This window comes from Noviherbaspirillum autotrophicum (assembly GCF_000818395.1).
GTDB classification, from domain to species: domain Bacteria; phylum Pseudomonadota; class Gammaproteobacteria; order Burkholderiales; family Burkholderiaceae_D; genus Noviherbaspirillum; species Noviherbaspirillum autotrophicum.
In genome coordinates, this window is sequence record NZ_JWJG01000028.1 from 881,618 (window position 1) to 898,715 (window position 17,098).

Annotated in this window: 15 protein-coding genes and 1 rRNA gene; 11 read left to right on the forward strand and 5 right to left on the reverse strand. The window is 57.9% G+C overall.

The window, feature by feature from the left end:
* Nucleotides 1–34: 34 nt before the first annotated feature.
* The 4 genes from rrf to tnpC all read left to right on the forward strand — a co-directional run bounded on the left by rrf (nt 35) and on the right by tnpC (nt 2,700).
* Nucleotides 35–147, forward strand: a 5S ribosomal RNA gene (rrf, locus tag TSA66_RS05410).
* A 198-nt stretch (nt 148–345) separates the two neighbouring features.
* A complete protein-coding gene (tnpA, locus tag TSA66_RS05415) occupies nt 346–771 on the forward strand; it encodes an IS66-like element accessory protein TnpA (RefSeq protein WP_040038455.1) in 426 nt (141 codons plus the stop codon).
* Nucleotides 747–1,097, forward strand: coding sequence for an IS66 family insertion sequence element accessory protein TnpB (gene tnpB, locus TSA66_RS05420; protein WP_040038456.1), 351 nt, complete (start codon nt 747–749; stop codon nt 1,095–1,097). Before tnpA ends, tnpB begins: the two co-directional genes overlap by 25 nt.
* Nucleotides 1,098–1,128: 31 nt before the next feature.
* The gene (gene tnpC, locus TSA66_RS05425) at nt 1,129–2,700 is read left to right on the forward strand and encodes an IS66 family transposase (protein ID WP_040039297.1); all 1,572 of its coding nucleotides are present in this window, start codon (nt 1,129–1,131) and stop codon (nt 2,698–2,700) included.
* A 482-nt stretch (nt 2,701–3,182) separates the two neighbouring features.
* Here the strand turns inward: tnpC and TSA66_RS05430 are convergent, their stop codons facing one another.
* Nucleotides 3,183–4,568 carry an FAD-binding oxidoreductase gene (locus tag TSA66_RS05430; protein ID WP_040039298.1) on the reverse strand — a complete coding sequence of 462 codons (1,386 nt, stop codon included), beginning with the start codon at nt 4,566–4,568 and terminating at the stop codon, nt 3,183–3,185.
* 813 nt (nt 4,569–5,381) lie between these two features.
* Between TSA66_RS05430 and TSA66_RS25380 the strand changes: the two genes are divergently transcribed.
* Nucleotides 5,382–8,606, forward strand: a complete 3,225-nt coding sequence (locus TSA66_RS25380; RefSeq protein WP_157691608.1) for a bifunctional diguanylate cyclase/phosphodiesterase — start codon at nt 5,382–5,384, stop codon at nt 8,604–8,606.
* A gap of 160 nt (nt 8,607–8,766) precedes the next feature.
* On the opposite strand, the gene TSA66_RS25385 is transcribed toward TSA66_RS25380, so the two are convergent.
* Together TSA66_RS25385 and TSA66_RS05445 are read right to left on the reverse strand one after the other, a co-directional pair.
* Nucleotides 8,767–10,146, reverse strand: a complete 1,380-nt coding sequence (locus TSA66_RS25385) for a bifunctional DedA family/phosphatase PAP2 family protein (protein ID WP_052452117.1) — start codon at nt 10,144–10,146, stop codon at nt 8,767–8,769.
* Nucleotides 10,147–10,214: 68 nt separating this feature from the next.
* The gene (locus tag TSA66_RS05445; protein WP_040039299.1) at nt 10,215–10,556 is read right to left on the reverse strand and encodes a hypothetical protein; all 342 of its coding nucleotides are present in this window, start codon (nt 10,554–10,556) and stop codon (nt 10,215–10,217) included.
* On the opposite strand from TSA66_RS05445, the gene TSA66_RS05450 reads away from it, so the two are divergent.
* The 5 genes from TSA66_RS05450 to TSA66_RS05475 all read left to right on the forward strand — a co-directional run bounded on the left by TSA66_RS05450 (nt 10,555) and on the right by TSA66_RS05475 (nt 15,434).
* Nucleotides 10,555–11,046, forward strand: coding sequence for a glycine zipper 2TM domain-containing protein (locus tag TSA66_RS05450; RefSeq protein ID WP_052452118.1), 492 nt, complete (start codon nt 10,555–10,557; stop codon nt 11,044–11,046). The genes TSA66_RS05445 and TSA66_RS05450 overlap by 2 nt on opposite strands.
* An 87-nt stretch (nt 11,047–11,133) precedes the next feature.
* Nucleotides 11,134–11,586, forward strand: a complete 453-nt coding sequence (locus TSA66_RS05455; RefSeq protein ID WP_157691609.1) for an NUDIX hydrolase — start codon at nt 11,134–11,136, stop codon at nt 11,584–11,586.
* A 1,363-nt stretch (nt 11,587–12,949) separates the two neighbouring features.
* Nucleotides 12,950–13,957, forward strand: a complete 1,008-nt coding sequence (locus tag TSA66_RS05465; protein WP_040039300.1) for a methionine ABC transporter ATP-binding protein — start codon at nt 12,950–12,952, stop codon at nt 13,955–13,957.
* Entirely contained in the window at nt 13,957–14,616 is a 660-nt protein-coding gene (locus tag TSA66_RS05470) for a methionine ABC transporter permease (RefSeq protein ID WP_040039301.1), read from the forward strand. Before TSA66_RS05465 ends, TSA66_RS05470 begins: the two co-directional genes overlap by 1 nt.
* Before the next feature lie 26 nt (nt 14,617–14,642).
* Nucleotides 14,643–15,434, forward strand: a complete 792-nt coding sequence (locus TSA66_RS05475) for a MetQ/NlpA family ABC transporter substrate-binding protein (protein ID WP_040039302.1) — start codon at nt 14,643–14,645, stop codon at nt 15,432–15,434.
* A gap of 456 nt (nt 15,435–15,890) precedes the next feature.
* Here TSA66_RS05475 and TSA66_RS26765 read toward each other — a convergent pair whose 3' ends face one another.
* Complete coding sequence (locus TSA66_RS26765) at nt 15,891–16,112, reverse strand: hypothetical protein (RefSeq protein WP_157691610.1); 222 nt, start codon at nt 16,110–16,112, stop codon at nt 15,891–15,893.
* Nucleotides 16,113–16,563: 451 nt separating this feature from the next.
* Here TSA66_RS26765 and TSA66_RS05485 point away from each other — a divergent pair, with 451 nt between their 5' ends.
* Nucleotides 16,564–16,953, forward strand: coding sequence for a hypothetical protein (locus TSA66_RS05485; protein WP_157691611.1), 390 nt, complete (start codon nt 16,564–16,566; stop codon nt 16,951–16,953).
* Here TSA66_RS05485 and TSA66_RS28185 read toward each other — a convergent pair.
* On the reverse strand, nt 16,910–17,098 hold a 189-nt coding region (locus TSA66_RS28185; RefSeq protein ID WP_408639472.1), incomplete at its 5' end, for a hypothetical protein. The two genes, TSA66_RS05485 and TSA66_RS28185, sit on opposite strands and share 44 nt — an antisense overlap.

The following is a 17,098-nucleotide window of genomic DNA, read 5'->3' on the forward strand; positions in this document are numbered from 1 at the left end:
AGTGCACCGGCCTCAAGCAACACTACAAGTTATGCCTGATGACCATAGCGAGTTGGTACCACCCCTTCCCATCCCGAACAGGACCGTGAAACGACTTCGCGCCGATGATAGTGCTGCAACCAGTGTGAAAGTAGGTTATCGTCAGGCTAGTTACTCCTAAAACGCCCCCAGCATCCCCTTGCTGGGGGCGTTTTGCTTTGCACCCCGCCTTTTGCCTGCCCCGATCAAAAACGCATCTGCAGCAACACGGGGCACTCAAATCGAGGTAAGCGATCCATCATCGGCGTCTTGAATCGCGGAGTTTGAGCAGTCAGGATATGTCCACCTACATGGAGGTGGACACCTATGGCAGAGCATGACTCAGAGCTGTTGCAGCGGCTGGTTGTCGGCAGCAAGCGGGATGGACGCCGGCGATATGACAAACAGGCGAAGGCCGAGCTGGTCCAGACATGCCTCAAGCCAGGCGTGTCAGTGGCGCGCGTGGCGCTCAAGCATGGCATCAACGCGAACCTGCTGCGCAAGTGGATCAGCCTGCACCTGCAGAAACAGGAGCAATCTCCTGTTGCGACATCACAGTCTGTCGCGCCTTCACCGCCTCCATTCATACCGGTCGTGCCGGCGGGCTCCTGCAGCAAGCCCACAGAGTCCGGGTTACGAGTGCGGCTGCCCAACGGCATCGAGATTTGTCTGAGTGGGCATGGCGAAGATGAGCTGTCGTGCTTGTTGCGCCTGCTGTGCACACTGCCATGTTCCGTCTCGACCCGGCTCTGAAGGTATTCCTGCACCGCGAGCCGGTGGACGGCCGCAAGAACATCAATGGCCTGGCTGCGCTGGTCGAACAAGGCCTCGGGCTCGATCCCTTTGCTCGGGCGGTCTACGTCTTCAGCAATAAGCGGCGCGACCGCATCAAACTGCTGCTGTGGGATCGCACCGGATTCTGGCTTCTGTTCAAGCGGCTGGAAGCGGACCGCTTCGTCTGGCCGAAAGCGTCAGCGGTGGTCGAGCTCAGCGTCGAGCAGCTGCAATGGCTGCTCGATGGGATCGACCTGGAAGCCATGCGCGGCCATCCTGTGCGCCATTACCGTCGCACGGCGTGAACCGGGGCGGCAGAGCGTTGTCAAAAAGTCCATGCAAAACGTCATGATCACGGCCGAGGAACTGGAAGCGTTGCGCCAGGCAGCGCAGGAGCGTGACGCGTTGCGCGGTGAGCTGCGGGTCGTGACGCTCGAGCGGGGCCTGCTCAAGGAACGCGTGCAGGCGTATCTGCACAAGCTGTATGCGGCACGCAGCGAAGCACGCAGTGCCGGGCAAAAGGATCTGTTCTTTAACGAGGCCGAGACCCTGGCGCCGACTGCCTCCGCTGAGCCTGCCAAAGAGGACGAGCCAGGCGTTGAAGTGGCGAGCCATCTGCGCAAAAAGCGTGGTGGCCGCAAGCCGCTCGATCCCGCGCTACCGCGCGACGTCGTGCGTCACGAGCTGCCCGAATCCGAGCGTATTTGCCCGCATGACGGCAGCGTCCTGATCGAAATCGGTGCCGAGATCAGCGAACAGCTCGACATCATTCCCCAGCAGGTACGCGTGATCCAGCATCAGCGCATCAAGTACGCCTGCCCGTGCTGCGATGGCGGCATCAAGGTCACGCCTGCCGCAGCGCGCGTCATCCCCAAGGGCCTGCTGACCGAAGCGGCGCTGGCGTGGATCGTGACGGCGAAGTATCAGGATGGCTTGCCGCTGTATCGGCAAGCGGCCTTGCTGCGCCGCTTTGGCGGCGACCTGTCGCGCACCACGCTGGCCGCCAGCGTGGTGCGCGTTGGTCAGGCAGTGCAGCCGATCATCAACCTGCTGCGCGACGTGCTGCTGGAATCCGAGCTGGTGTACGGCGACGAGACGGAACTGCAGGTGCTCAAGGAACCGGGCCGCTCGCCGCAGACCCAAAGCTATCTGTGGGCGCAGATGAATGGCACGGGACCGCCGGTGCGCTTGTTCGGCTACTCTCCCGGTCGGGGAACCAGCCATGCGCTCAAACTCTATGCCGGCATGGCCAAAGGCGCAGTGCTGATGACGGATGGCTATGAGGTCTACAACGCCATCGCGGCGACCCATGGTCTGGTGCACCTCGGATGCTGGGTCCATTGTCGACGCTACTTCATCGAGGCCGAGGACGTGCTGCCGAAAGAGTCGCGCACACCGCAGCAGCCTGCCACGCAATTCATTGCAGCCATCGGCAAGCTCTATGCCGCCGAGGCCCGAGCCAGGCACGCCGACGCGGCCCACCGACAACGGCTGCGCGCCCGCTACAGCGCCCATGTGCTCAAGCACATCGAGCGCCTGCTGCTGACGTATCAGCCGATCGTCACGCCCAACAGCAAGCTCGGCCGTGCTCTTGCCTATCTGAGTGGGCAGTGGTCCAAACTGACGCGCTACATCGAGAACGGCCTCTGGCCGATTGACAACAACCAGTGCGAAAACGCGATCCGTCCCTTCGTGATCGGGCGAAAGGGCTGGCTGTTTGCGGACACCGTCGGCGGCGCTACTGCCAGCGCCAATCTGTATTCCATCATCGAGACCTGCAAGGCCAATAACGTCAATCCGTACGCCTACCTGATCAAACTGCTCCGCGCGCTGCCTCTGGCAACTACGGCCGATGATTACGAGGCGCTGCTGCCCTGGAAAATCTCCCTCCCGACGACTCGGTTGTAATCGCGCTAACAACACGCGAGACTATCCGACAAGGGACGTCCGTCATGGATCGCTTACATCCAACTGACGGGTAATGCTGGGATGACGCAGCCAGTACAGGTCATCTATCGAAGGCGCGTTGGACCGAGAGCATCCAGGACGACATGGAAAGCAGCCATAGCTTCGGGAATAGGTTCATGTCGAAGGAGTGATGCGTAAGCATCCCGGCAGCTGGGGCTGTCTGAATTCCATATCCGCCCTGTCCAGCTGCTCAGAAAAACCCAGGAAGATCCGGGTCGTAACCGCCAAGCAACTCACCATCGGCAACCAAACGATCGCAGCCCGGACCAAACATGCTTGGGCCGACGCACCACCATCGTTGTCTGCGTCTGAATCATATCAATCGCAGTCGATGCGTCCATCAGGGTGTTCGTGCCATGAGCACCAACGAGGCTGTAGAAAGCGTCTTTTGAGCCGATCTTCGTTAGGCGCATGGCGTCCTTTCAGATCGGCTTGATGTTCTGATTCATCCGGAAGAAGTTGGTCGGGTCGTACTTTTTCTTGAGCTCCACGAGTCGGTTGTACGTCGCACCGTAGGCGAACGCGATGCGGTCGGTCTCCTCTTGGGTGAGGAAGTTGATGTACGCGCCGCCGCTGGCGAACGGCTGTGACTTGGTGAAGAACTCGCGCGCCCAGGCGATGCAGCGCTCATCCTCAGCGGGTGAGTCCCAGCGTCCGTGCACGTTCATCACGTAATTGGCGTCTCGGCTCGAATAAGCCATCGCCCCGGGCGCTACACGTGCCGTCTGCCCTCCGATTGTGCCGATGAAGATCTCACACTGCGGCGACGGCAGCTTGGCGGCGTATTCGAGGATGACGGCGATTGTGTCATCGTTGAGCTGCGAGAAATTATGCGACTTCCAGTAGTTTCGCGCACCAGGCGTCAAGAGTGGGTCGAAGGCCTGCTGCCAGGCGCAGTACGGTTGCACGCCGATGTGCTCGCCGTGCGCCGTGCCGAACCCGCGCAGCGGCTCAAGCAGCTTCTTGCCCTCAGCAGGATCTCCCGCATAGCACAGCGCGAGTGCGACGATTTCTTTGCCGTGGACGTTTTCGGGCAGGAAAGGTAGCGGAGGCGCCTTCCGAGTGACCGACCAGACGTTGAGCTCGTCCGGCATCGTTTTGGTGAAATGGGCAAACTGCGTGAGCACCGACTTCGCTTGATCGAACGGAAAGACGATGAGCCCGCTCAGCACGTCCGGCCCGACGGGATGAAGCTGGAACTGGAAACTGGTGACAATGCCAAAGTTTCCACCGCCACCACGCAGCCCCCAGAAAAGGTCGGCGTTTTCCGATTCGCTGGCGCGCACCTGACGGCCATCCGCCGTAACGACATCTGCGGATAGCAGGTTGTCAGCGGTCATGCCGTACTTCCGGCTTAGCCAGCCGAAGCCGCCTCCCAGCGTCAGGCCGGCCACGCCCGTGGTCGAGTTGATGCCCAACGGCGTGGCAAGGCCGTGCACCTGCGCGGCCTTATCGAAATCAGCCAGGGTACAACCGGGCTCGACGGTCGCCTGGCGGACGTTCGGGGCCACCTGGACGTTCTTCATCAACGAGAGATCGATCATGAGACCGCCGTCGCAGACGGCATTGCCCGCGATGTTGTGTCCGCCCCCTCGGATCGAGACGATGAGATTGTGCTTGCGCGCGAACTCGACGGCGTGGGCGACATCTTCAGGCGACGTGCAGCGGGCAACCAACGCGGGCTTGCGGTCGATCATGGCGTTCCAGATATGACGCACCTCGTCGTAGACCGCGTTGTCAGGAAGAAGCACCTCCCCTCGGAAGTGCGTTTTGAACTCGTCGATAGGTGCTTTTTGTAGTTGCTTCATGCTTGCCTCCTTTGTTTGCGCCTGACTGGCATATAGAGGGACATGGCCCTCCAGGAAACGGAGTAGCTGAGTGATAAGCAAAGTAATTCGATCCTCCGTAAACCGAGCCAGTTCCGCGTTTGGCATGCTGCGGCATGCTTCTACTTGATAAACAATCGTGAAAGACGCTACTTCCGAACCTGTTTCCGATACCACCGCCGAAACGGCCCAACTAGCCAAGGCGATGCATGTTTACAACCATTCCCGTGGACGAACTGAACAGGCATACGTCTACCGGGCACGAGGAAAAATCCGGTTTCACAGCATCTGTTCCCATGAATATGGATAGCCCTGAGACCCGCGACGTTATGCCTCACTTGGTCAACGAACGTAAGATTGCCGGGCAATCGCATCGTGCCAGGTGTCCGCCTTTCTGGTATTGAGTGTCCGTCTCGACCGTCGGCTAATTCCCGGTTTCGGCTTGAGTTGCGGCAACGACAGCCGGTCGCTATAGCGCAATGCTGGCCATTCGCATTGGAGATGTTGGCAAGAATGTCCCAAAGCGCCTCGCAGCGTTCCCTCAAGCGGACACTAGCGGGTGACTTCAACTCAGTCCACCCGAGCTGTAAGACCAATGCACCGCTTCCTATTTCAAGGGCAGCGCATGAATTTGCACAGTCATGTCAGGGATGAACCTTGCATCGAGCGTACAGTTTCAGTTTGGCTCCGCCTCACATTCCCGCCATCACCAATTGCAACAAAGACCGATTCAGAATCTTTTAGCGGCATCACTGAGTCAAAGGGAAACTATGTCGATTCAATACGGAACATCCATTGAGTGATGTCATCTCGCGGAGCAAGTTAAATCAGACACCGCCGGCTTCGCGTCAGCGCCCGGTCCGGATGTTCCTGCTCTGGCTGGTGCTGGGCTGTCTGCTTCCCGGAGTGATCGGGGCCATTGCGCTGCTATTCGACGAATATCATCAGAGCCGAATCCAACTCGAGAGGGATACGCTGCAGACTGCACGCGCCCTGATCTACGCCGTGGATGTTCAAATCCTGGGGCTGCAACGTCTAGGCCAAGGGCTTGCCACTGCCGATTCTATTGTCAGTGGCAATCTGGCGCGTTTTCACCTGCAGGCACGACGGGCGCTTGCCGAGGCCAGGCTAGGGTCAACCGTTGCCTTAACAGACCGAACGGGACAACTTGTACTCAATACCGCTGTGGAATTCGGTAAGCCGCTGCCGATGAATGGGAATCCTGAACTGGTCCGGCGCGTGTTTGAAATGCGTACGCCTGTTGCTTCTCAGCTCTTCGCCAGCGCCATTACCCATCATCCCCTCATGGCGGTCGGGCTACCCGTACTCCTTGATGGCAAAGTGATCTTTGCCTTGACTGTCAGCATAGAACCGGAACAGTTCGACAGTATCTTTAGCGCCCAACACTTACCCGCCGGCTGGGTCGCCACCATATTCGACGGGAATGGCGCCATTGTGGCGCGCAGTAATTCCACGGGAAAAATCGATGGCAAAAAGCCACGGGCAGGCTACTTCCAACAGTTAATGAAAACAAGCGCGGGCAATTTTGAGGCGTCCATGGAAGACGGGACGCCAGTTTCGGTGGCCTATGCGCAATCGCCCACGACTGGCTGGCGGGTTGCTGTCAACATTCCCAAGGCATCAATTACAACGGGCCTATTCCAGCGGCTATCGGTCTTGATGTTAGGAATTGCGGCCTTGTTCGCTATGGGAATCTGGCTTGCTCGGGTCTTAAGCAGAAGAATCGCCCGCGCATTCCAGGCACTCGTGACCCCGGCATTTGCGCTCGGTTCCGGAGAAACGGTGTCGTTGCCCCAGGTGGAGGTCATGGAAGCCGCGGAGGTCACAAATGCCTTGGCTGCTGCGGCCAAATTACTGAAAGAGCGGACCGTGGCGCTCGAAGCGCGCGAGAAAGACTTGGTGGAACGCAGCGGGGCATTACGCCGAAGCGAAAACCGTCTTCGGACACTGACCGAGCATGCGCCGGCAGCCATCGCCGTATTCGACCGGCATATGCGCTACCTGGCTGTCAGCCAGCGCTGGATCCAGGACTACCGGCTTGAAGGCAAAGACATCATTGGCGCATCTCATTACGACGTCGTGCCGGATCTCCCGGAACGGTGGCATGACGCGCACCGCCGAGGCCTTGAGGGGGAAGCGCTGCGTGCCGATGCGGACCGAATTGAATATTCGGATGGATCGGTGCGATGGAGACGGTGGGAAGTATGGCCCTGGCAGGACAATAATGGTGCCGTTGGCGGCATCATCATCGCCGCTGAAGACGTGACGGACCGCATGGTCGCCGAACGACAGTTACGGGAGAGCGAGGCCCGGCTGGCCTTGGCATTAAAGGCCGCCAATACCGCGGTATGGGAAATGGATGTCACAACCCAGGCTCTGCTTCCGGCGGACGACCGCCTCTTTACAATGCTGGGCTATGACCAAAATCATTTGCAGACGCTTGCCCAGTGGCTGGCGCACATGCATGATGAGGACCGGCAAAGCGTATCTGAAATGCTCAACGAGGTCATTGACGGCCGAAGAGACAGTTATTCTACCGAGGTGCGCTTCCGTGCAAAGGACGGCCACTGGCACTGGATTTTGTGTCAGGGAACCGGGGCCGGGCGCGCACCAGAAGGAGGAAGAGCGACTCGCCTGGTGGGCACCCATACCGACATCCATGCCCGCAAGCTGGCGGAGCAACGGGCGCGTGAAGCCGCGCTGCATGATCCATTAACTGGTTTGCCCAATCGAGCGCTTGTATATGAATACGGCAGCCACCTGCTCGCTGCCGCGCAGCGCAATCATGGCCAAGGCGCGCTCATGTTCATCGATCTGGATCGCTTCAAGCCCATCAACGATATTTACGGGCACGAGGTAGGTGACCGCGTGCTGCGTGAAGTGAGCGCGCGACTCGTCGCCTGCACTCGCCAGGAGGATCTTGTTGGCCGCTTGGGCGGCGATGAGTTCGTCATCATTCTTCCTCACCTTGCATCAGATCGGCGCCAGGCAATAATCGTTGCGAGGCACATCATCGACAGCATTAGCCGCACCATTGTGATCGATACGCTCGAGTTGTCCCTTTCCCCCTCCGTCGGCATCAGTTACTACCCAGAGCATGCGAACGACATCGGCGCGCTCATCCATACGGCAGACTTGGCCATGTACCAGGCGAAGAAGTCGGGACGTGGAAACTTTCATATCTACACCCCTGAACTCAATCAGCATGCGGATGAAATCTATTTGCTGGAGGCTAGACTCAAGAATGCACTCAGGTACGACGGGCTGGAACTTCACTATCAGCCGGTCATGGACATCAAGAGCGGGACGTTGCTTGGTGCAGAAGCTTTAGTGCGGTTGGCGGGTAACGAGCCGAGGGTAGTCGGGCCCCAGGTCTTCATACCTGTCGCAGAGTCGGCCGGTCTGATCGGACAACTCGGTGAGTGGGTGGCGACGGAGGCTTGTCGCCAGCAGGAGGCGTGGAAGCGTGACGGATTAAGGGTGACCATCGCTATCAATGTCTCGCCGTTTCAATTTAGGCAGCGGGGGTTCGCAGAAACGCTCCATGGCATCATTTTAAATACGGGGAGCGATCCTGACTGCATTCAGCTCGAAATCACTGAAAGCGCCATCATGGAGAACCTCGACGAAGCGGTGTCCATCCTGAACAGAATCAAGGCACTCGGGGTAAAAGTGGCGCTTGATGACTTCGGAACGGGATACTCCAGTCTCAGTCAACTGATTAGTTTGCCCATCGACAAGCTAAAAGTTGATCAGTCATTCGTGAAGCGAATCGGGAGCGATCAGGCAAGCCAGGCAGTGACCGAAGCAATCATTGCCCTTGGTCACAGCTTAAAGCTGGAGGTGATCGGCGAAGGTATCGAGTCCGAGGACACGTTACGTTATCTGAAGGAACGCGGCTGCGACCAGGCGCAGGGCTATTGGTTCAGTCCCCCTCTTCCTGCATCCAAGTTTGCCGAGTGGTATGGGCTTCTCCCGAATTTACCGATACATCGTTAAGCACATAGCTCAGAAGTGTCTACGCCACCCGGAGCAGTCCCGGTACGGTAGACAAATTCTGACAAACGGGGCGGAAACGACGCCAGCCCTCAGGCATCGCTTCGATGCGCCTTTCCGCGTCCATATGGACGCCAAGCGATATAACCGGCATCCTGCATTTTCACGTTCTGGATGAGTTGCCGTTCCGGTGCATCCAGTACGTGTGTATTCCAGTCAGACAGAGCGACAACCACGCTACTGCCTCAGCCATCCCGGCCAGTACGTCGCTCAGGTAGTGCACACCCAAGTACACGCGACTCAACGCGGTCAACAATACAAAAGCGAATGCACATAAAACAATGGCCACACGCGACCGCCATGGCCGGACTTTGGATATCAGATAGGCCGCCACCACGCCATAAAACAGCATACTGCCTGCCGCATGGCCGCTAGGGAAGCTATACGACGTCAGCGACAGTAGGGGATGCTCAAAACTTGGACGGGCACGGTGAAATGCATATTTCATCAGCACGTTTAACAGTGCCCCTGCCGGCACAACCACGAGTAAACACGTGAGCCAGTACCAATCGCGCTTCCAGATCAGGTACAAAGCTGCAAACACTACATATAGCGTAATTGCAGTTGGTCCATTTGCCTGGGTAATGGCCAGCATGATGCGGGTGACACTTGGCGTAGCGCGGGCATGGAACCAGTTCGCCACCTCAACATCGACGATGGTCAGCGGGTCGGCGGTCAGGACGTCTTCCGCAATCCCGCCGAACAGCCAGCTGGCGCCAATCAGTGCCAGGGCGCCCAGCGTCAGATTCAAGCCGAGATGGCTACGCGGGGACAGCCTTGCTTTCACAAATGCGATTTGGGGCGCAAAACGCCGGCGGAATCTGACCATCCGTGGTCGTCGCAGAAACCGTTCCCATGCTCTCTTGATGTCCTGTTCGCGGTGTATAGCGATGCGATAGAGCCAGAAGAGCAGTAAAGCGCATAGACATATCCCGCCCAGAATGACACTCGCCTGCCCCATCCAGCGCTCGGCGCTTCGCCAGCCGGCGCCGAGGGAGTACCCGAGCAGTACGACCATGGCTGACCATAGCGTCGCACCCAACGCGTTATAGGGCAGAAAAACCCGGTACTTCATCCGCGAAGAGCCAGCCAGGAAAGGAACAATGGCTCGCGCAAAGCCGACAAAGCGCCCCAGAAAAACCGACTTCCCACCGTGCCGCCGAAAAAAGGCATCGGCCCTGCCGACGTTCTCCTGGTTGAGTCCAAACTGATGGCCATACCGCAGCAAGGCCGGGCGCCCAAGCCGGCGCCCCATCTCATAGCCGATGCTGTCGCCGACAATAGCGCCCAGTGTCACAGCCAAAACGGCTTCGTCGAGGTCCAGGAATCCCTCCGCCGCCAGGAATCCCGTGACCAAAACAAGGCTTTCTCCTGGAATAAAGAGCCCGATGAACGCTGCCGATTCCAGGGCAGCGCCAGCAAAAATCACTAGGTACCCCCATTGACCGAGACGGCTGACCAGATTGACGAGGTAATCGAGCATAGTGAATTCTCCTCGTCAGAAAATGATCCGTTGCGGCGCCGTGGATAGCTTTGGGGCGGTCGATGAGCTCAATCCGAGCCGATAGATAGGAGAGAGCCTGTTATTAAAGATTCTGCGATGATCCAGCCCATGAACTCCCCATGCTTCCCAGATAACTTTGCGAAAATAATGAACTTCAATTGCTGAATAGGCAATTTTTTCGCGTGTGTCAACAGGCACGCTTTTGACATGCCGCGCCCATTTCCCTTGGCTCCTCCGTTGCACGAAAAAACGCCCTTGCTTGCAAAAACGCCTTCCGCAGGCGCCGTTACATTCGGTTGCATTTGAAACAGAGCAATAAAGTCTTTTTGAAATGCCGAAGCGTTAACAGAAGCAGGTTCACCAAGTTGCGAATTCGGGAAGAAATCCATGTTCAAGAAAATTGCTACTGTCTTCATCATCCTTTCCTTGCCGCTGGCCGCCTGGTCAACGGAATACCAGATTGTCGAGCGCCCGAGGCAGGAATGCTGGAATGAGCAGCTGCCGGTGCAATCAGCGCGCCAGGATTACGGCGGCGCCATTCTGGGCGGTATCGCGGGCGGCATCATCGGCAACCAGGTCGGTGGCGGCAATGGAAGAACTGTCGCCACGGCGATTGGCGCCATGACGGGCGCCGTGGTCGGGGACCGCATGTCCTCGGAGGGGCCTGCTTATCAGATGCAAACGGTACAGCGCTGTCGAACCGTCGTCGACCACGTTCGCGTTCCTGTCGTGCATGAGCAGGTTGAGGTCATTCCGGCACCGCCTCCGCCGGCAGTCATCGTTGAGCAACGGTCTTATTTTGTGGAACAGTCTGGCTACTACGTGGAGAACAGGCATCGACGTTGGCATGAGCACCATCATTACGATGATGACGATTGATTACGTTTCACGCTGAGTTCCGGGCTCTGTCGGAACCAGTTTGTGCAAATGCGTTCAATCAGTAGACCTCCAGTGAAAAAGTGCCTTATGCGCTCCATCGAAACAGCATCATTACAATCCGAGTTAGCAACTTCTTGTGGAACCATCATCCTTAACAAAGAAGGGCAAATTCTTCTTTGCCACGTCACCGGAATGAATTTCTGGGATATCCCCAAAGGGAGGATGAATCCTGGCGAGTTACCATTCCAGGCGGCCAAGAGAGAGTTGTTCGAGGAGACTGGCCTCGCTTTCAACGACGCTCTCTTTGAAGAACTCGGTGGATTTAAGTACCAGCGAAACAAGCGGCTTCATCTTTACAAACTCCGCGCGCCCGAAACGCTCAGTAGCCTTTCCCACCTTCGATGCACCAGTTACTTCTCGCATCAGACTACCGGCATCTCGACACCTGAAATGGATGGATTCCGCTGGGCCTCGCGCACCGACATCCGAGTGCTCTGCCCCTTCCCCATGGCCGAGTGTCTGTTGTCGCTCGCTTGGTAGTCTTACATCCTGCATCGATTTCAGCATCATTTAACCCGACCGCTTGCTCCGGATAGATTGCGGTGATTTGATTTTAAATGGGAAAATGATCAGTGGATGGCGGGATAGCGGGGCAGCAGAATGTATTGGGCCAATACCGACTTCATCTGAAAAAAGGAACAGCGTGCTTAATCGTTTATCGTCTACTCTCTTCACTTTAGCCGTATCCGCCCTGGCGGGGTGCGCGACGACCTACCATACCCCCACGTATTCCGGGGACCTCAAAGCTGCATTAGCTGACGACGTGGCCGCGGCTAAAGCAGCCGGCGCCAAGGCCGGCGAGTACGTGCGCAGCTCGTTGACCGCACCAATGCCCGAATGGAAGCACGCAAGTGGGGAAACGAATAGCAGCACCTCACCCACGATAGTCGAAAAGTCCACGTCAGAAGTTGGCACGTCGGCGAAAGCGGACCCCAGACCTACGAGTGCCCCACAGAACGCGCCAGAAGCAGGCGTGCAGGTATTCCCAATGCGGGCCGAGTGATATGGCAGTAGGCTTGTCGCAATAAGGGCCCGGTACGCATTCCGGGCGTTCGCACCAGCACATGCAATGTCATACGCATTCAGTCCGGTGCTTACCATCGCCGCCTGCTTAATGCATCAATGCAGCCGTGGCCTGACGTCGGCCGACAGAGTCAACACAACTCGGCACTGCCTACGATTTCACTGGCGATCACGGGTCTGTTTTTTTTCGCGCGGCCTCCCGCCCTGCGGAATTCGTCCGGTGGAGTTCCAACCATCCGACGAAACATGGTGATGAATGCAGAAGCGCTGCAATATCCTCAATCCAGTGCACTGTTCTCAAACGTCTGCCCCGCTTCGAGCCGAACCATTGCCTTCACGATCCGCAGGCGCTGCCTCCATTCTGCCAAGGACATTCCCCAGTCGCGTTGACAGCGCCGCATCAGCGTGCGTTCGGTAGTGTTTGCCTCCCGCGCGAGTTCGGCGAGAGTGCGAGTGTCGCCAGGGTTGGCTTCAATATAGATGGAGCAAAAGCTGGTTTCGTATCGATTCAGACCAGTGTGCTCCACAAGCGACGGCAGCCATTTCCCGGACGGTGATCGTCCTGCCCGCATGTCATATTCACGATCTTCGGTTCGAGGCCGCCTTCACCGATCTTTATTCGATAAGAAGCGAAAATTCTGACTTGAACGAGGTTGGGAACGTTATCGCCCATAAGCAAATGAGAAATGCTTCGTTCCTAATTAACATCCCTTTCGTTAATCTTCAGCACTTTAGCGAGACTCAGGAATCGTGACCCGCTCCGTCGCCCACGAATAACGATGCCGGCTACCGCCGGCAGGGAATCAGGCAATTCAAGCACGTGATATACATTGAAAATCTCCACAAGAGCTACAGGGTCGGCAAGCGCGAAGTGAGCGCACTGCACGACATCACCTTGCACATCCCCAAAGGGAAAATCTTCGGCATCATCGGTCGCTCCGGCGCAGGCAAGAGCACGCTGCTGCGCACCTTCAACCTCCTCGAGCGGCCCACGCGCGGGTCGGTTTGCATCGACGGTGTTGACATGACGACGTTAGCTAAGGCGGACCTGGATCGCACGCGGCAGCACATCGGCATGGTGTTCCAGAACTTCAGCCTCCTGTCGGCGAAGACCGTCGGCGCCAATGTCGAGTTTCCACTCAAGCTTGCTGGCGGCTTCACTCGGGAAGAACGTCAGCGGCGGGTGGACGAACTGCTGGCACTGGTCGGCCTGAGCGCCCACAAGGACAAGTATCCGGCACAGCTGTCGGGCGGCCAGAAGCAGCGCGTCGGCATCGCCCGCGCCATCGCGAACGCCCCTCGGCTGCTGCTGTGCGACGAAGCGACTTCCGCGCTCGATCCGGAAACGACGCAGTCTATCCTGGCCCTGCTGGCCGAAATCAATGCGCGCCTTGGACTGACCATCGTGCTGATCACGCACGAGATGCAGGTCATCCGCAGCGTCTGCGATCAGGTTGCGGTCATCGAGGCCGGCGGCATTGTCGAGATGGGCGAGGTCAGCGATGTATTCCTGCATCCGCAGCACCCCGTCACCCGTGCCCTCGTCGCGGAATACACGCACGACGACGGTAACCTTGCGGGCGTTCGTGCAGGAAACGGGCGCCGGGTACGCCTCACTTACGTCGGCGAGACGGCCTATCGGCCCATCCTGACTCACGTGGTCGAACAGACCCGCGCGACGATGACCATCCTGCAAGGCGCGGTGTCGCGGATCAAGGACAAGCCTTACGGGCAACTGCTGGTGGACATCGGCGGCCATGACGAGGACGTCGCTGCCGTGATCGACCTGTTCCGTCGACTGGATGTGCACTGCGAGGTACTGAACTGATGGAATTCTCGCATATCGATTGGGCCGACATCGGCCAGGCCACCCTCGACACGCTCACGATGACGGGGGTATCGCTGATCTTCACGGTCTTGCTCGGCTTGCCGCTGGGCGTGCTGCTTTTTCTGACGGGGCGCGGCCAGCTGCTCGAGCGGCGCGGCGTATATGCCGTGCTGTCGCTTGTCGTGAACGTACTGCGCTCGCTGCCATTCATCATCCTGCTGATCGTGATGATTCCCGTGACGCTTGCGCTGGTTGGCACCTCGCTCGGCGTCGAGGGCACGATTCCTCCACTCGTCGTCGGCACCACGCCGTTCTTCGCGCGCCTGGTGGAAAACGTGCTGCGCGAGGTCGACCGCGGCGTGATCGAGGCTTGCCAAGCGATGGGTGCAAAGACCCATCAGATCGTGCTCAGTGCGCTGCTGCCGGAAGCGCTATCCGGCCTGTTGGCCGCCGCTACCGTCACCACTATCGCGCTCGTTTCCTATGCCGCCATGTCCGGCGTCGTCGGCGGCGGCGGGCTGGGCGACCTGGCGCTGCGCTACGGCTATCAGCGCTTCCAGACGGACGTAATGATCGTGACCGTTTCCATTCTTGTCGTGCTGGTGCAGCTGCTGCAGTACAGCGGTGATCGCCTGGTGCGTCATTTCACCCGCCGGTAATTCTATTATTTGCTAAAGGAGTATTTATGCGCCTCAAATTTGCCCTGCTGCTTGCTTCGACTCTGAGTCTCGTCCAGCCGTTGGCTACCCACGCCGCCGACAAGATCGTTATTGCGGCCACCCCGGTTCCGCACGCGGAAATCCTGGAATTCGTCAAACCGCAACTCGCCAAGCAAGGCGTAGACCTCCAGGTCAAGGTCTTCACCGACTATGTCCAGCCCGCCGCGCAGGTAAACGAAAAGCGCCTGGATGGAAACTTCTTCCTGCACCAACCCTATCTCGATGAGTTCAAGAAGGCACACAAGAATGACATCGAAGTGCCTGTGGCCAAGGTACACGTGGAACCTTTCGCCGCATACTCGACGAAATACAAGAAGATCGCTGACCTGCCGATTGGGGCGACAGTCGCGATTCCGAACGATCCATCCAACTCGGGACGCGCGCTGCTGCTGCTGGAACGCCAGGGCTTGCTCAAGCTGAAAGATTCCAGGAATACCTCGGCGACCAAGAAGGATATCGTGTCCAATCCGAAGGAGCTGAAAATCCGGGAACTGGAAGCCGCGACCCTGCCGCGCGTGCTCAACCAGGTCGATCTGGCACTCATCAACACCAACTATGCGCTGGAAGCAAAACTCAATCCGGTGAAAGATTCGCTCTTCATCGAAGACGGCCATTCCCCGTACGCGAACCTGCTGGTCGCGCGCGAAGACAACAAGGATAGCCCGGCCATCAAGAAGCTGTCCGCGGCGCTAACCTCCCCCGAGGTGAAGAAGTTCATCGAGGAAAAGTACAAGGGCGCGATTGTCCCGGCGTTTTGATCCTGGTGTGATCCGGTAGTGCCGCCGCCGCGCGGCACGTGATCCCAGGCGTAATACGTCGGCCGGGGCAAGCATACGTCCCTTTCGGCTGACAAATCAAAACATCGAGTATCAATGCTGCAAGCGCTCCTCAAGCCCGTGATTGCCCCTTTGAATTCAGGTTCGTCATAGTATTTTTGAATGACAATTTGCCGCCTTCAGCCATCGTGAACGATGCAATGCCAGTTCCAAAATCTTTGGTGCGAGGGGCAGGGAGTGCAAGGTAAATCGCCGTTTCCGTCCCCATCGGTGCGGCATGACGAGAGACCACCAATGGCTTGTACAAGGCAGCACTGCTTCATCGTATCCCCGGAAAGGCGCGGGAAGTAGTGGCATTAGCGACTCTGGAAGGGGCATCGTGGATTAGGCCATTGTCGGAGTATTTTCTTTATATAAGTGGACCTATTACGACGATATTCACGCCTCTTCTTGTGCCGAATGCCCGCCGTCGATGACAGTCACTGGCGGTGGGTCCCGTTCCATCCGACGCATCTCGACCGGCTGATGTTCTTTAACGCAATGCTCGACGTCGGCAACGGCAAGATAAGCCTCAAAGGCATCGGCCTTCCATACAGCATCAAAGCAATAAATTACGGAATCTACCTGTACTTCCTTGGTTTTCAAACGAACAGTTGCCATTAGTCACCATTGACTGTGATTGATAAAAAGGAAGCGTTAGGAGCAGGAGTGGCTTCAATAGTTCCCACGGCAAGTCATGCATGCTTGAGCATCAATCGATGCTTACCCTGTGATCTCCTGTCGACAGGAACATCGATGGTCATTAGCGGTTCAATATTGGCGACAAGCGCAGCATGGATTAGTGCACACAGCGCCCGAAATCGCAACGGGGGCAACAAGGAGCGTGAGCGGCAATCTGTGGCCAGCGCCGAGGCCGATTTCTGGCTGGCCAGTGATGACAGACCAAGCGGTATTCGCCTGGCGCCGCAACTTGTAGATCGCCATCACCTTTGAGTACCTTGGACTGGTGGAAGTAGATAACATCGTGCAATTTTTGCCTTGCCACACTTGAAATGCCCAATGTCGTCGCCACCTCCAGTCTCTCCATCCAATTCTACTCAATCAAAACGTCGTGAATCCCAGTGCCAGTGAAAAAGTCGATATCTCACGTATCCTGATGCGCCGCCTCGATGGTGTCGCATCGAATGCCCGGGTTACCACCATCGAGGCGGCCAATACAGTGCTGCAGCACTGGGCGGCAGAGGCAGCACCAGCCGATGGCGCCCGTTGCGCCTTTCAGATCGAATTTGAAGACGGCGGCCGGTATGAGAGCCATTTCGATTTTGGCAAGCCGCATAAGCGCATTTCCCTTGCACAGTACGTCCGCAAGCAACTCGCGGCATTGGCTGAGCCCAAGAAAGCGCGCGCGGCCCGCATACCGGAGGAAGCTCCCGTCTTGTCGTTGCCAGGTGCGAACGTCACCGAATCAGCGCGTCTGGCGCTCGAACACTACAACATCTGAGGCAACCTACGCGGCGGCATGCACAAAAAGGTGCGCTGGGCGTAACGGATCCGTCGAAATCCGCTGCATCGCGCGCATTGCGTGACATTGTTGCAAACAATGCTTCCCGCCACAATGCCATGCCGCTGCCAACCCGCGGGATGAC

Bases quoted from the DNA above. Each gene is read 5' to 3' on its own strand.
- tnpA (WP_040038455.1), top strand. From the start codon at position 346: ATGGCAGAGCATGACTCAGAGCTGTTGCAGCGGCTGGTTGTCGGCAGC.
- tnpB (WP_040038456.1), top strand. From the start codon at position 747: ATGTTCCGTCTCGACCCGGCTCTGAAGGTATTCCTGCACCGCGAGCCG.
- tnpC (WP_040039297.1), top strand. From the start codon at position 1,129: ATGCAAAACGTCATGATCACGGCCGAGGAACTGGAAGCGTTGCGCCAG.
- TSA66_RS05430 (WP_040039298.1), bottom strand. From the start codon at position 4,568: ATGAAGCAACTACAAAAAGCACCTATCGACGAGTTCAAAACGCACTTC.
- TSA66_RS25385 (WP_052452117.1), bottom strand. From the start codon at position 10,146: ATGCTCGATTACCTCGTCAATCTGGTCAGCCGTCTCGGTCAATGGGGG.
- TSA66_RS05450 (WP_052452118.1), top strand. From the start codon at position 10,555: ATGTTCAAGAAAATTGCTACTGTCTTCATCATCCTTTCCTTGCCGCTG.
- TSA66_RS05445 (WP_040039299.1), bottom strand. From the start codon at position 10,556: ATGGATTTCTTCCCGAATTCGCAACTTGGTGAACCTGCTTCTGTTAAC.
- TSA66_RS05455 (WP_157691609.1), top strand. From the start codon at position 11,134: ATGCGCTCCATCGAAACAGCATCATTACAATCCGAGTTAGCAACTTCT.
- TSA66_RS05470 (WP_040039301.1), top strand. From the start codon at position 13,957: ATGGAATTCTCGCATATCGATTGGGCCGACATCGGCCAGGCCACCCTC.
- TSA66_RS05475 (WP_040039302.1), top strand. From the start codon at position 14,643: ATGCGCCTCAAATTTGCCCTGCTGCTTGCTTCGACTCTGAGTCTCGTC.
- TSA66_RS26765 (WP_157691610.1), bottom strand. From the start codon at position 16,112: ATGGCAACTGTTCGTTTGAAAACCAAGGAAGTACAGGTAGATTCCGTA.